Origin of the sequence: Fusobacterium sp., from assembly GCF_032477075.1 — a bacterium.
GTDB lineage: Bacteria > Fusobacteriota > Fusobacteriia > Fusobacteriales > Fusobacteriaceae > Fusobacterium_A.
Genome location: NZ_JAWDXO010000019.1, coordinates 21,008 through 35,165, shown reverse-complemented (window position 1 = coordinate 35,165; position 14,158 = coordinate 21,008). Strand labels below are relative to the sequence as shown.

Genomic DNA, 14,158 nt, shown 5'->3' with positions numbered 1-14,158 from the left:
CTATATCACCTATACCTTTTCTCTCATATTTTTACCTAGTATGCCTGTAGGCTTGACTAAAAGTACAACTATAAGGATAGCAAATACAAAAGCATCTGCCAGTTGAGAAGAAAGATAAGCTCTTGTCAGACTTTCTACAATTCCCAAAATAAATCCTCCAATGACTGCTCCTGGAAGAATTCCTATTCCTCCTAAAACAGCTGCAATAAAAGCTTTTATTCCCAGCATAGATCCCATAAGAGGCTGAACTTGAGGATAAGCTGAAACATAGAGAACAGATGCTACTGCTGCCAGCCCACTTCCAATTGCAAATGTTAATTGAATTGTATTATCTACATTAATTCCAACTAATTTTGCTGCTCCATAATCTTCACTTGTAGCCATCATTGCTTTTCCATATTTAGTTTTTTTCATAAAACATTGAAGCCCCACTGATAAAGCTATTGTAAGAATAATAGTTACTACAGTCCCAAAGTTTAAATGCATTCTTCCTATAACTATAGGTGCATTTGTAAATACTTTTGGAAATGCTCTTGTATTTGGAGTGAAAAGTTTCATAAAAGTATTTTCTAATAATAAGCTTACTCCTATGGCTGTAATTAGGTTAGAAATTCTTGGTGAATTTCTAAGAGGTCTATATGCTATCCTCTCTGTCAAAGTACCTAAAATTACACATATAATTATAGCTGGAAATACAGTAAGCCATACGGGCAACCCTATTCTTGTAAAGACTGGAATACTAAATAATGAAACATATGCTCCTACCATAATAATATCTCCATGAGCAAAGTTTATGAGTTGAGCTATTCCATAAACCATTGTATATCCTAAGGATACCAAGGCATATATACTTCCTATTTGTAATCCATTTATTATCTGAAGTAAAAATTCCATTTATATTCTCCTTTCATATATTATTTTTAAAGAGAACCATCCCTCAAGGAGAGATGGTTCATATTTTTAACTATTTAGGCTGAATAACTGAGTCAAATGTATAGTTTCCATCTATAATTTTAATTATAGTTACAGCTTTTACTGGGTTATTTTTAGCATCAAAAGTAAGTTGTCCAGTTACACCATCATAATTTATATTTTTCATTGCTTCAACAACAGCTTTTCTATCTGTAGAACCAGCTTTTTCAATAGAAGCTTTTACGATATAAGCAGCATCATATCCTAGAGCAGAGAAAGCAGATGGATCTTCATTATATTTAGCTTTATAAGATTTAATAAAGTTTTGTACTTTTTCAGAAGTATCCTGTGTTGAATAATGATTTGTAAAATAACTATTTTCAATAGCACTATAAGCTGATTTATCTAGTGCTTTAGCAATTCCATCCCATCCATCTGGACCAATAAAAGTAGATTTGATTCCAACTTCTCTTGCTTGAGTTGCAATTAAAGCTGCTTGCTCATAATATTCAGGTACAACTAAAACATCAGGGTTAGTAGGAGCAATCTTTGTTAACTGAGCTTTAAAATCTTTATCCCCATCTGCATATCCTTCTTTACCTACAATAGTGATTCCAAGTTTTTCAGCTTCCTCAATAAATGACTTAGCAATTCCATCAGAATAGTCACTTGAGTTATTTACTAAAACAGCAGCAGTTTTTGCATTAAGTTTTTGTTGTGCAAAGTTTGCTAAAACAACTCCTTGATATGGATCAGTAAAGCATACACGAAATACATTAGGTCCTGCTTCAGTGATATTATATTGAGTTCCTGTAGGGGTAATCATAGGCATATTATCCTGTGCAGCAATTTCTGCAACTGCCAGAGTAGGTTTTGATGTAATATCTCCAATAAGAGCTACAATCCCATCATCAACTAGTCTGTTATATGCAGTGACTGCTTCAGTAGAATCTCCTTTTTCATCGTAAACAATAAACTCTACTTTTTTTCCTAGAATTCCTCCATTGGCATTGATTTCTTCAAAAGCTAGTTTGCTTGCATTTGATGCAGTAATACCATAAATGGCAAGTCCTCCAGTAAGTGGTGCTAATCCTCCTATTTTAATGACTTCAGGTTCTTTCTTTTCAGCATTGGCTACTGGTTTTTCACTATTACCTCCACATGATGTTAATAATAATGAAAGTCCTAATAAAGCTGTGGTAAATTTTTTCATATTTGTTCCCCCTTTATTTCTTTATTTTTATTTTAATTATAAACTAAATTGTATACAGTGACCAATAAAATAGTTGTTTTGTTTGTTGTGGGCGTACAATTTGAATAGTTAAAAAAAAGCAGCCTTGTTAGGCTGCAAAGTATCTATTCTGTCCTTTAACATTAACTACCACATCAAAGAAATTATTTAATCAATTAAACTACTTTTATTTTATGTAAATATAGTTTAAAGATTCAGAATATTGTTTGTTAACCTTAACAAAATCATTTGCATATAAAATTTTACTCACTATGTGTATGAGTAGTATCACATATATGACCAATGATATAATGTTAAGTATAAACATATTCTTCCTCCTCTTTAATAAATTATTGTTATGTCGAGTATAAACCTAAATTACAAAAAAATCAAGTAAAATTTTTAAAATATTTTTTATTTTTTAAAATTTATTGAATTTTAATTTCTTAATCAATTAAAGTACTAAAAAATAGTTACAAATATATTTTATATTTATACAAAAATTTTATAAAAATTTGAAATCTTAATATTTAAAATTTTCTACTTAATAACATCCAATAATTCTTCTCTATGTTTTTTTAATTCATGAAGAACATAAGGACAAGTAGCAAGTATTTTAATTGAATGCTCCCTCGCATAATTTACAAGCTGATCAAACATTTGTTTTCCAAGTCTCAATCCTTTTTGACTATCATCCACCCAAGTATGATCAGCTATTAGTGTATCTTTTCCCGCAAAAACAAAAGTCATTTCTGCAACTCTTTTTCCATTTTTCTCAATATAAAATTCACCATTTTTATCTGATATTTTTCTTAAAATTTCCATTTAAGTTCCTCCTTAGTCATATATTTTAGTTAAAAAAATCTTTTATTTTATCTTTTATTTTATTTGTATCTACTAAATATTGTTTGACATCTATAAGTTCTCCATCTTTATATATTTCAGTAAGAATAAGTTCTTTTTCACTTGTATATCTGTTCCAATCACCTTCTCTTTTTCCATTAAGAAAATTTCCTGTATAAGCAACTATACCATTTTTATGATATTCATAAAATGTTCCAATTGCCATACCATTTTCAAAAGAAGCTTTTGATTGTATTTGTCCATTCTCGTAGTATGTAAATTGTTCTCCATTATATTTTCCATCTTTAAAGGTTTCCTTTATTTTTAGTTGTCCATTTTCATATTTTCCTGTAATGACTCCTGAATAGGGTTTTTCTTCATTTACTATGTATACTATTCCGCCTCTTTTTTGTTTTTTTGAAATATCGACTTCACTCAGACTGCATCCTATTATTGAAAAAACTGCAAGAATCAATAAAAGTTTTTTAAACATATTTTTAACCTCCAATATAGATTGTTATAATTAATATTAATATTAATATAAAGACATAATTTTCCTTTATTTTAATTTTTTTTTATATTATTTGAATTATACTCCATTTATTTTTTTATTAAAATAGAAAAGAAAAATTATATAATTTATATATGTAAGAGTTATAATGGTACTATTTACATTTTTTCAATTATTTTGTATAATATTATATAAATTGTATGGAGAAAAATTTAAGGAGGAAAAATGCATTACTATTCAACTGAAAAAACTTGTGCAAGACAGATAGGTGTTTCTGTAGATGGAGATGGAATCATAACTGAAATAGAATTTGTAGGAGGATGTGATGGAAACACTCATGGACTTCAAAATCTTATTTTAGGGATGACTAAAGATGAAGTTATTAAAAGATTAAATGGTATAGATTGTAAAGGAAAAGGAACTTCTTGTCCTGATCAGCTTGCAAAAATATTAAGAAAAATTAAATAATTTAAAAAGACTCAGGAAATAAAATTTTCTTGAGTTTTTCTTTATATAAAAAGAAAAGCATTACTTTATCAGTAAAACTCTTATATAAGATTTTATTGAGGAGGAAATAATTATGTACAAATATCTTTACTATTTTTTTATCTACTCTTTTTTAGGATGGTGTCTGGAAGTATGCTATGCAGCTTTAAATACAGGAAAGTTTATTAACAGAGGATTTCTGAATGGACCTTATTGCCCTATTTATGGTGTTGGAGTTGTTATTATTATCTTATTTGTATTTCCTTTAAGAAAAAATATATTTGTCCTTTTTATAGCTTCAGTTCTCCTTACTTCTATATTAGAATTGACAACTGGATTTGCTTTGGAAAAAATATTTGATTATAGGTGGTGGGATTATTCAAATGTTCCATTTAATATTGGTGGATATGTGTGTCTTAAATTTTCTCTTATGTGGGGAATAGCATGTATCATAGTTGTAGACATTATTCATCCATTAGTTAGTAACTTTGTAAAATGGATACCACATTTTATTAGTAAAATTTTATTAGGCATAATGATAATAGCTATAGTTATAGACTTAGTTGCTTCTGTAAGAACTGTCTTAAAGCTAAATTTAAGATTAGATAGAATAGACAAAATAGCTATAGATATACATAATTTTTCAAATGGTATAGGAAGTGAATTAACTACTGATTTCTTAACTACAAATGAAAAAATCAAAAAACTGAATCAGGAAAAAGAAAACTTAATAAAAAAACTGAATTGGGATCAAAAGCGTCTTTTAAAAGCTTTTCCTACTATGAAATCAAATTATCATAAAGAATCACTGGATAATATAAAAAATAATTTAAATTAATAATAATTTTCAAAAGACAGTTAAGATTATATTTTATTTTTAGACTGTTTTTTTTTATTTCAGTAATAATTTTTTCTTTAAAATAGATATTAAACATATTTTTAAATTAAAATGTTTTATTTTTAAGTATATCCTATTATTAAATTATTTAAAATTTCAAGCAGATAAATTTTTACTCATAAATATATATTCTATATATTTTTAAAAAATTCCCTAAAGGAGTAATATATACTAATAAATTTATATTGCTATACCTATATATAAATATGGAGGAGGAAAAAAATGAAGAAAAAATTAATTACAATTTTAAGTCTGGCTCTCTTTATTTTGGGATGTTCATCTAAAGATGGAGAAAAGAAATCAGGTGTACCACAAGAAAAAGTAGTAGTAGTTTCACAAGGATCAAAACCTAAGAGTCTAGATCCTAATATGTATAACGAAATCCCTGCTCTTGCTGTTACAGAGCAAATATTTAATACTCTTTTAAGAGTTGATGACAAAGGGAATGTAGTGCCTGAACTAGCTGAATCTTATGAATATGTTTCTCCTACAGAACTTGTTATTAAGATTAAGAAAAATGTAAAATTTCATAATGGAGATATTATGACTGTCAATGATGTAGTTTTTAGCCTTAATAGAATGCTTGAAAAACCTGCCAGCAGAATTATGGTTGAAATTATTGATAAAATAGATATTATAGATGATTCAACTATTAAACTTACTTTAAAAAATAGTTCTGCTCCTTTATTATTCAGCTTAGCTCATCCATTAACTGCTATTTTAAATGAAAAAGACACAAAAGCTAAAAATGATATGATTGCTACTGAACCTATGGGAACTGGTCCTTACAAATTTGTAAGCTGGGGAGATGGAGAAAAGATTGAATTTGTAGCTTTTGATGATTATTTTGAAGGAAGACCTAAAATAGATAAGCTTATAATAAGAGCTATAACTGAAAACAGCAGCAGACTTGCAGCTCTTGAGACAGGAGAAATAGATATTGCTTACTCTGTAGCTCCTGTAGATACTGGAGTTATTGAAAACAATAAAAAGCTTGAGCTTATTTCTGCTCCAACTACATCAACTGAGTATATGACTTTAAACACAACTAAAGCTCCTTTTAATAATAAAGACTTCAGAGTTGCTTTAAACTATGCACTTGATAAACAAAGCATGGCTGACTCTGTATTTATGGGAAAAGCTAGACCAGCAACTACTATAGTAAATCCAAATGTTTTTGGTTATTCAAGTGAAGTTCTTGGATTTGAATACAATCCAGAAAAAGCTAAAGAACTTATAAAAAAATCTGGGGTTGCTAATCCAAACTTTAAACTATATGTAAATGATAATGCTGTAAGGTTACAGCTTGCTCAAATAGTTCAGGCTAACTTTAAAGAGATTGGAATAGATATGGAAATAGAAACTCTTGAATGGGGAGCTTATCTGCAAAGAACTGCTCAAGGTGAACATACTGCTTTCATAGGCGGATGGGTATCTGGAACTTCTGATGCTGATATCGTTCTTTATCCACTTCTTCACAGCAGTTCACATGGTGGTGCTGGAAACAGAGCTTTCTATACTAACAAGGAATTTGATAAGGAAGTAGAACTTGCACGTGCAACTTCTGATCCAGAAGTAAGAAAAACTCATTATAAAAATGCTCAAATGATATTACAAGAAGAATCTCCATTAATTGTTCTTCTATACAAAAATGAAAATATAGGAATTAATAAAAGAATAAAAGGATTTAAATTTGATCCAACTACAATGCATAATTTATATAATTTAGATATAGTAGAAGTGAAATAATAAAATTTTAAGAATACGTTTAAGGAGTGATTTCAAATGAATATTGATTTAGATTACATCTTAGATACAACAGTAGAACTTCTTGGTATTCCAAGCCCTGTTGGATTCACAGATGCTGCTATGAACAGAGTAGGAGAAGAACTTAATACTCTTAATATTCCTTTTAAAATGACAAAAAAAAGAGCTATTATTGCTTTCATCGAAGGAGAAGACAGAAATTACAAAAAAATGATCTCTGCTCATCTTGATACTTTAGGTGCAGTAGTAAAAAAGATAAAACCTAATGGAAGACTTGAACTGATCAATGTGGGAGGATGTCCTTGGGCTGGAGTAGAAGGAGAAAACCTTACTGTCCATACACTAGATGGAAGAGAATATGAGGGAACTCTTCTTCCTACAAAATGTTCAGTACACATTTATGGAGATGTAGCTAGAGAAATGCCTAGAACTGCTGAAACTATGGAAGTTAGACTAGATGAAGATGTTCATACAGCAGAAGATACAGAAAAATTAGGAATCAGAGTAGGAGATTTTGTTTCTTATGAAACTCGTACTAGAATCACTGGAAATGGTTATATTAAATCTAGATATCTTGATGATAAATTATGTGTAGGTCAAATCTTAGGATATATAAAATTTCTTAATGATTATAAACAAAAACCAAAATCTGATCTTTATATTTATTTCTCTAATTATGAAGAGATTGGTCATGGGGTATCTGTTATTCCAGATGATCTTGATGAATTTATAGCATTGGATATTGGTTTAGTTGGAGCAGATGCTCTTGGAGATGAAAGAAAAGTAAGTATCGCTGCTAAAGATAATAAAACTCCTTATGACATAGAAGTGAGAAAAGGACTTATGAAAGCTGCTGAAGAAATGGAGATCAATTATACAGTTGACGTATATAATAGATATGGCTCTGATGCCAGTGCTGCTGTACTTCAAGGATTTGATTTCAAATGCGGATGTATTGGTCCAAGTGTTGATGCTTCTCATCACTATGAAAGAACTCATATTGATGGTGTAATTGAAACTGTAAGACTTATGATTGCATACTTATAATAATTAGAGGCTGTTGTAAATTAGTAATTTATTTTACTAATTTTGACAGCCTTTTTTATTATTAATTAATTTTTATACAAGTTTATAAAATTTTTCAATTTTCTAATATATTTACATTAAAAATAAATATCAGAGTAAAAATCACATAAAATCTATAAAATGAATGCTATTTTTTGTTTCTCATTCCATGTTTAATAATCCATTTTTGTGCCTTACTTTGCTCTGTTTTTTGCCATTGAGCAATAATAAATTCTGCTTTTTCAGGAGCTTCTTTATACAAGTCATTTAAATTATTTCCAACACTTTTTTGTACAAACTTTTCAAAGTCATCCTTTAGATTTGTAAGAATAGTAGAATATCTTTCAAAGTTATTCAATGCAACAAGTAGCTTTAGTGACCATGGCAAGCATATTCTTACCCCTTCACTTGCAAGCCTTCGTACATGAACATTATTATCCTTTGTCCAAATGATTAATTCATCCATTACTTCAGTAGGATGTTCTTTTAACAAAGGACGAATAGCATATTCACCAGTAAATCTCTTAGTTAATTCCTTTATAAACGACAAAGATAATTGCCAGTTTTTATTTCCATGACGTTCAACATATCTACTAATAGGCCATAGCCACCATCCAAAGTTAAACATTCCTTCTGCCTGTTTTAACTCTGACCCAAGTAAATCAAAAAATGACTGAATATTTTTTGAATAATCACTATTCATGCTTTTTTCCATAGCATCTACTATAAAATCAAAACGTGCAAACAATTCTTTATCATCTAATTTACCTATTAAGTTTTGAGAAAATACTTTTTGATTAAAATTAGGAATTACATAAGAGAGTTTATTAGAAAAATCTTGGATATATTCATCATTATAATGATCTTTATGTTTCATGGAATTTCACCTCATGAACATATTAACATGTGTACAGTCTCTATGTCAATTTGATTGTTACCATGTATTTTAGTTTATATATCTATGTTTTGAATGGAAAATTAATAGTAAAATATGCTTACTCTAAAATAAATTATAAAAAGAACTATAATTTTTTAAAAATTAGATTTATTAGCTCAGATTATTTTAATTAAACATGTCAAATACTCAAAGTTTTTATAAATTTAATATAATAATATAAGTACATAATAAATTATATCAAGTTCTAATAGTATAATTTTTAATTTTTTTAGATGTACATTTTTTACCGAAATTTCTTTTTAGTTGCAGATAAATACATTTTCCTGTAAAATTATCATTAAATATATATTTAGGGGGAAAAGATGGATAAATATGTTATTAGAAAAGGAACAGCAGATGATTTAGAGGAATTAGAAAAATTATATGATTCTCTGAATGACTATCTGGAACAAAATGTTAATTATCCTGGATGGAGAAAAGGATTGTATCCAGTCAGAGAAAATGCTATTGATGGAATAAAAAATGAAAATTTATATGTAATAGAAATAAATGAACAGATTGCAGGAACTGTTATATTGAGCCATGAACCTGAAAAAGCTTATGATAAAGCTCTCTGGAAAACTGAAAATAATTATGAAAATATCATAGTTATACGGACTTTTGCTGTCCATCCAAAGTTTATGAAAAATAATGCTGGATTTTCTCTTATGAAGTTTGCAGAAAAATTCGGAAAAGAAAATGAGATGAAGTCTATCCGTTTAGATGTTGCCATTCAAAATACACCTGCCATATCTTTATATGAAAAATTAGGATATGAGTACATTGATACAATAGATTTAGATCTCAATATACCTTGGCTGAAATGGTTTAAATTATATGAACTTCTTTTGTAAATAAGTTTTTTATTGCCACAATGTAGTGTTAAAAGCATTTTTATGCTATAATGAAATATAAATTGAATATTTTGAGGAGCATTATATTTATGGAAGAAAGAAAAAACTTTTGGAAAATCTGGGGAAAATTTGTTGGGTTGCTTTTAGTTGTTCTTGCATTGTGGATACTTTTAATATTTATATGTGACAAAGTATTAGGAAAAACCTTTGAGGAGCTAAAATATATTCACTATTTCATTTTATTAGTTGTAATAATTAAAGCAAAAAAATGGTTTTTAAAAAAATTAGATGAACAGGATAATAAAGAATAAAGAAATAATTGAAAAATAAAAAATTGATGAAATATAGTTTTGGGCAGGAGGATTCAAATGAAAACTAGGGAAGTGGAATTTTACCAGAAACAATTAATAGATGGACTAGCTTATGTCATAGGCGAAAATGATCCTTTCTCTGGAAATTTTATATACAGATATCGTGATGGTGAAATTAAAACAATTGAACCTTATGTAAGTGGTCTTAAAGAAGGAACTGAAATAAAATTTTATGAAAATGGTCAGATAAAAGAGTCTATAGATTTTGAAGCTGGTCATATTTCTGGTGATTCTATTCTATATTATGAAAATGGTCAAATGAAAGAATATATGAGATTTCAAAATGATAGAATGGATGGAGAATGGGTAAAATATTATGAAGATGGCTCTGTTAAAGCAAGAGGGTTCTTTAAAAATGGGAAACTTAGTGGAAATAAAATCACTTATTATCCTAATGGTGGAATAAAAGAATTGGCTTCATTTAAAGATAATCTGCTTCATGGAAGATATGAAACATATTTTGAAAATGGAGAGATAGAACTAAGTGAAAATTTTTCTAATGGACTTCTTGATGGAGAAGCTGTCTACTATTATGAAAATGGAGAAGTAAAAATAAAAGAAGAGTATAAACTTCATGTAAAAAATGGTAAATATGTAAGATATTATGAAAATGGAATCATTAATGCTGTAGGAAATTTTAAAGAAGGTCAGCTGAATGGTGACTGGAGTATGTTTTATGAAAATGGAAAACTTTTAGGTACTGCTTCTTTTAAAGAAGGAGAAATAACAAAAGATGATGATGAAAAATAAAATTAATAAAGCTAAAACAAATCAATTATTTTTCAAGTTGATTTAAAATTTTATTTCTTTATCAAATAGTATTATTAAATAAATTTTTATATGGGGGCTGTTGCAAGTTAGTAAATTATTTTACTAATTGCACAGCCTTTTTCTTTTTAAATAATAAAAAATATGTTATTATTAATTGGTTTTTGCATAGGTATATTATAATAGTATATTAAAATATAAACCAGTAAATATCTGTAAAATAATTTTTATCTTACTACACTCTTAATAAAATCAAACTTTTTATCTATATCATCTATTGATTTAACCCCTATCATAGGAATTGAGATTTTTTTTAGTGAAAGTCGTTCAAAAATCTTTTCCATAAATAACCCCATTCCATCTATTTCCATATCATAATCTGATGTTGTTTCTATTCCACAACTTGGAGAACGATTAACACCTATAATAGCAGCAATTTCAAATCCATATTCATGATATTCAAAAATCTGCTGCATTACATGATCAACTAATAGTGATAAAATTTTATCAGCATTACACTTTTTCATTTCTCTTCTAATACGTGTATTTTCTAAAGTTATAGGACTATATGCTCCATTAATATTTCCTCTATCAAGTCCTAAACAACAAAACTCTGGACAGGGCATTTGAACAATTTCAATATCAGCATTCAGAAAAAAATCAATAATACTTCTAAAAGCTGCAGGATAAACTGCTGTTCCATCAGAAATTGAATTTTGGTTTAACAAACAATGAGCAATGAAAACAACACGTTTACTTCTTCCATCATTAAACATGAAGATTCTCCCTTAAAGATTTTAATTTTTTGAACTTATATATCATAGTATCAAAGAATTATATCACATTATTTTATAATATGTCTATATGATAATAGCTCAAATATAGAAAAGAGAAAATACTAAAAGAATCACTAAAGTAATATATTTTAATAAAAATAATAGTAGTAAAAAATCTATTGTTGTAATAAAATATAAAAAACACTTAAATAGAACAAAGGAGGTAAAATTGAAAAATTTAATCTTAATATTTTACTCTATTTTAATAGCAGGTTGCTCTGCTCTTAATACCTCTGATAAAAATAATGAATTACTTGATAATCTATCATTAAAAGAAAAGGAAAGCAAGGAATATATAAAGCAATATAATAATATTCTTACTTTAGAAACAGCTTTAAAAATAAGTGTAGATAGAAACCTTGATTTAAAAGTAAAAATTATTGAAGAAGAAATAGCAAAACTTGACAAAAGAATAGCTTTTGGCAATTTTCTTCCAAAAATATCATTAGGATACAGTTATACTATGTTAAACAACAAAGTCATGGGTGAGGCTTTAGATACAGGGATATCTGCTATATCTGGATTTCCTGCTGCATTAGAAGGGAGATTGCTTGATAAAAGTTTTTCCTTTTTCAATATCAATGCACAAATACCTATTTTTGTTCCATCTACATGGTTTTTATATAGTGCCAGACAAAAGGGAGAAAATATCTCTGTTCTTACCAGAGAACTTACAGAAAAAATGATTAAACTTCAAACTATTGGTGAATATTACTATATTCTTGCTTTAGAATCTGAAAGAGAATATTTATCCAAAGAACTGGCTTCTGCTCAGGAGTTAAATAAAAATGCCAAAGTTGCACTGGAAACTGAAAGTATTCTAAAATGGGAGTATGAGGGAACAGAGCAAATGGTCAAAATGAAGGAACATGCCTTAAGACAAAATGAACGTGATCTTCAAAGTGCAAAAATTTCTTTGATGAATAACCTTAATCTTTATCCATTTTTAGATATCCACCTGCAAAAGCCATCTCCTTTCACAGAAAATAATATTTCTATGGAAGAAGCTGTTTATGAATCTTTAAAAAACAGCGATTTTATAAAAATAAGAGATACTGCTGTGGATATGAATGAGGATGCTGTAAAAATAGCAGTTACAAATTTTCTTCCAAAAATAATTTTAACTGGAGGATATATAAATACAAGTAATGAAGCTCTAGCTGATCCTGATTTTTTTATGGGTACTCTTGGAGGATTTTTTTCTATATTTAATGGTTTTCAAAATGTAAATGAATATAAAAAAGCCAGAAAAAATCAGGAAATTGCTTTTATTAGAAAAGAACAGGAGATAATGAAAGTTATTTTTGAAACTGTCAATGCATATAATATGTTGGAAAGTTCTAAAGAAGAAAGAGATATAGCTTCAAAAAATTATATTGTAAATAAAGGAAGATTTGAACAGAAAAAAACTGAAAAAGAAGTAGGAGCTATTGATAACTGGGAATACATAAAAGCTTTAGCTGATTACGAACAAGCTTTAAGTATAAAAGAAAAAACTGAATATAAGTATCAAATTTCTCTTTCTTCTCTTAATATGCTTATGGGAAAATCTATATTTACAAAAGGAGAAAAGATATATGAAAAATAGAAGAATAAAATCAATGATTTTGATTGCTGCTTCTATCTTGTTAATTTCTTCATGTGGAAAACAGCAAGAAGAAGAAATAATAATTCGTCCTGTAAAAGTCATGGAAATAAAAAATTCTGATAGTATTGAATATTTTTCTTTTTCTGGAATAACTGCTCCAAGCAAAGAAACAATTCTATCTTTTAAAATTGCAGGGCCATTGGAAAGTATGAATCTCACTCAGGGGCAAATAATAAAAAAAGATGAGATACTGGCTAAAATGGACAGCAGAGATTATAAAATAAATCTGGAAGTATACAAGAAAAAATATGAAGCTGCAAAAGCTTCAGCTGATAATGCAATTCTTCAATATGACAGAGCTGAAAAACTTTATAAAGCAGATGCTATGACAAAAAAGAATTTTGATACAGTAACTGCTCAGAAAAAAGCAGCTGTTTCTCTTTTAAAAGAAGCACAGCAGGGAGTAGAAAATGCTCAAAATAAATTAAAGGATACTGAGCTTAGAGCTCCATTTTCAGGATATATTTCTAAAAAATTTGCTGATGCAGGAAGTGTTGTAAATGCTGGAACACCTGTAGTTTCTCTTTCAGCTGATGAAAATCCAGAAGTAACAATCAGTGTTGCTATTAAAGATACTGATATTTTAAAAAATGCTGTATCATTTATTTTTGTTCCAAATGACAGCGAAAAAAAATATGAATTAAAACTTAAAGAAATTGGAAAAAACCCTGAATTTTCAAAATTGACTTATCCTGCTACTTTTGAATTATTAGATGGAAAAGATATCAGAATGGGAATGAGTGGAAAAGTTTTAGCTTCTATTAAAAGAGATGAGTCATCACCAATTATTATTCCTGCATCTGCTCTTTTTGAAGATAATGGAAGTAAAGTATATATTTATGATAATGGTGTAGCAAAAGCAAGGAAAGTTAAAATAGGCAATCTCTATCCTGATGGAAATATAATAATTCTAGAAGGGTTAAATAAAAATGACAAAGTTATCACTGCTGGTGTTGATACTATCATTGATGGAGAAAAGGTAAAACTTATTCCAGAAGAAAGTGATACTAATGTGGGAAATGTCTTATAAG

Annotated in this window: 15 protein-coding genes; 9 read left to right on the top strand and 6 right to left on the bottom strand. The window is 28.2% G+C overall.

The window, feature by feature from the left end; all coding sequences use genetic code 11:
* Positions 1 to 9 precede the first annotated feature (9 nt).
* The 4 genes from E6771_RS09200 to E6771_RS09185 all read right to left on the bottom strand — a co-directional run bounded on the left by E6771_RS09200 (position 10) and on the right by E6771_RS09185 (position 3,479).
* On the bottom strand, positions 10 to 894 hold the full coding sequence (locus E6771_RS09200) for a branched-chain amino acid ABC transporter permease (RefSeq protein WP_316091003.1): 885 nt from the start codon (positions 892 to 894) through the stop codon (positions 10 to 12).
* Positions 895 to 964: 70 nt separating this feature from the next.
* Positions 965 to 2,125 (bottom strand): ABC transporter substrate-binding protein, encoded by a 1,161-nt coding sequence (locus tag E6771_RS09195; RefSeq protein ID WP_316091002.1) that lies wholly within the window; start codon positions 2,123 to 2,125, stop codon positions 965 to 967.
* A gap of 558 nt (positions 2,126 to 2,683) precedes the next feature.
* A complete protein-coding gene (locus tag E6771_RS09190) occupies positions 2,684 to 2,968 on the bottom strand; it encodes a GNAT family N-acetyltransferase (RefSeq protein WP_316091001.1) in 285 nt (94 codons plus the stop codon).
* A gap of 25 nt (positions 2,969 to 2,993) precedes the next feature.
* A complete protein-coding gene (locus tag E6771_RS09185) occupies positions 2,994 to 3,479 on the bottom strand; it encodes a hypothetical protein (protein ID WP_316091000.1) in 486 nt (161 codons plus the stop codon).
* A 243-nt stretch (positions 3,480 to 3,722) separates the two neighbouring features.
* Here E6771_RS09185 and E6771_RS09180 point away from each other — a divergent pair, with 243 nt between their 5' ends.
* From E6771_RS09180 to E6771_RS09165, 4 genes are all read left to right on the top strand, one after another.
* Positions 3,723 to 3,965, top strand: a complete 243-nt coding sequence (locus E6771_RS09180) for a TIGR03905 family TSCPD domain-containing protein (RefSeq protein WP_316090999.1) — start codon at positions 3,723 to 3,725, stop codon at positions 3,963 to 3,965.
* A gap of 112 nt (positions 3,966 to 4,077) precedes the next feature.
* The gene (locus E6771_RS09175; RefSeq protein ID WP_316090998.1) at positions 4,078 to 4,821 is read left to right on the top strand and encodes a putative ABC transporter permease; all 744 of its coding nucleotides are present in this window, start codon (positions 4,078 to 4,080) and stop codon (positions 4,819 to 4,821) included.
* A 282-nt stretch (positions 4,822 to 5,103) separates the two neighbouring features.
* Complete coding sequence (locus tag E6771_RS09170) at positions 5,104 to 6,630, top strand: ABC transporter substrate-binding protein (protein ID WP_316090997.1); 1,527 nt, start codon at positions 5,104 to 5,106, stop codon at positions 6,628 to 6,630.
* A gap of 36 nt (positions 6,631 to 6,666) precedes the next feature.
* Positions 6,667 to 7,695 carry a M42 family metallopeptidase gene (locus E6771_RS09165; protein WP_316090996.1) on the top strand — a complete coding sequence of 343 codons (1,029 nt, stop codon included), beginning with the start codon at positions 6,667 to 6,669 and terminating at the stop codon, positions 7,693 to 7,695.
* Between the two features lie 166 nt (positions 7,696 to 7,861).
* Here E6771_RS09165 and E6771_RS09160 read toward each other — a convergent pair whose 3' ends face one another.
* A complete protein-coding gene (locus E6771_RS09160; protein ID WP_316090995.1) occupies positions 7,862 to 8,590 on the bottom strand; it encodes a DNA alkylation repair protein in 729 nt (242 codons plus the stop codon).
* Between the two features lie 383 nt (positions 8,591 to 8,973).
* Here E6771_RS09160 and E6771_RS09155 point away from each other — a divergent pair, with 383 nt between their 5' ends.
* From E6771_RS09155 to E6771_RS09145, 3 genes are all read left to right on the top strand, one after another.
* On the top strand, positions 8,974 to 9,504 hold the full coding sequence (locus tag E6771_RS09155; RefSeq protein ID WP_316090994.1) for a GNAT family N-acetyltransferase: 531 nt from the start codon (positions 8,974 to 8,976) through the stop codon (positions 9,502 to 9,504).
* Between the two features lie 89 nt (positions 9,505 to 9,593).
* Positions 9,594 to 9,815, top strand: a complete 222-nt coding sequence (locus tag E6771_RS09150) for a hypothetical protein (protein WP_316090993.1) — start codon at positions 9,594 to 9,596, stop codon at positions 9,813 to 9,815.
* Between the two features lie 57 nt (positions 9,816 to 9,872).
* Positions 9,873 to 10,625, top strand: a complete 753-nt coding sequence (locus E6771_RS09145) for a toxin-antitoxin system YwqK family antitoxin (protein ID WP_316090992.1) — start codon at positions 9,873 to 9,875, stop codon at positions 10,623 to 10,625.
* 245 nt (positions 10,626 to 10,870) lie between these two features.
* Here E6771_RS09145 and E6771_RS09140 read toward each other — a convergent pair whose 3' ends face one another.
* Complete coding sequence (locus E6771_RS09140) at positions 10,871 to 11,419, bottom strand: CD3072 family TudS-related putative desulfidase (protein WP_316090991.1); 549 nt, start codon at positions 11,417 to 11,419, stop codon at positions 10,871 to 10,873.
* 229 nt (positions 11,420 to 11,648) lie between these two features.
* Between E6771_RS09140 and E6771_RS09135 the strand changes: the two genes are divergently transcribed.
* Together E6771_RS09135 and E6771_RS09130 are read left to right on the top strand one after the other, a co-directional pair.
* Positions 11,649 to 13,067: a TolC family protein gene (locus E6771_RS09135; RefSeq protein ID WP_316090990.1), complete on the top strand. Its 1,419-nt coding sequence runs from the start codon at positions 11,649 to 11,651 to the stop codon at positions 13,065 to 13,067.
* Positions 13,057 to 14,157, top strand: a complete 1,101-nt coding sequence (locus E6771_RS09130; protein ID WP_316090989.1) for an efflux RND transporter periplasmic adaptor subunit — start codon at positions 13,057 to 13,059, stop codon at positions 14,155 to 14,157. Before E6771_RS09135 ends, E6771_RS09130 begins: the two co-directional genes overlap by 11 nt.
* The last annotated feature ends 1 nt before the right edge of the window (position 14,158 follow it).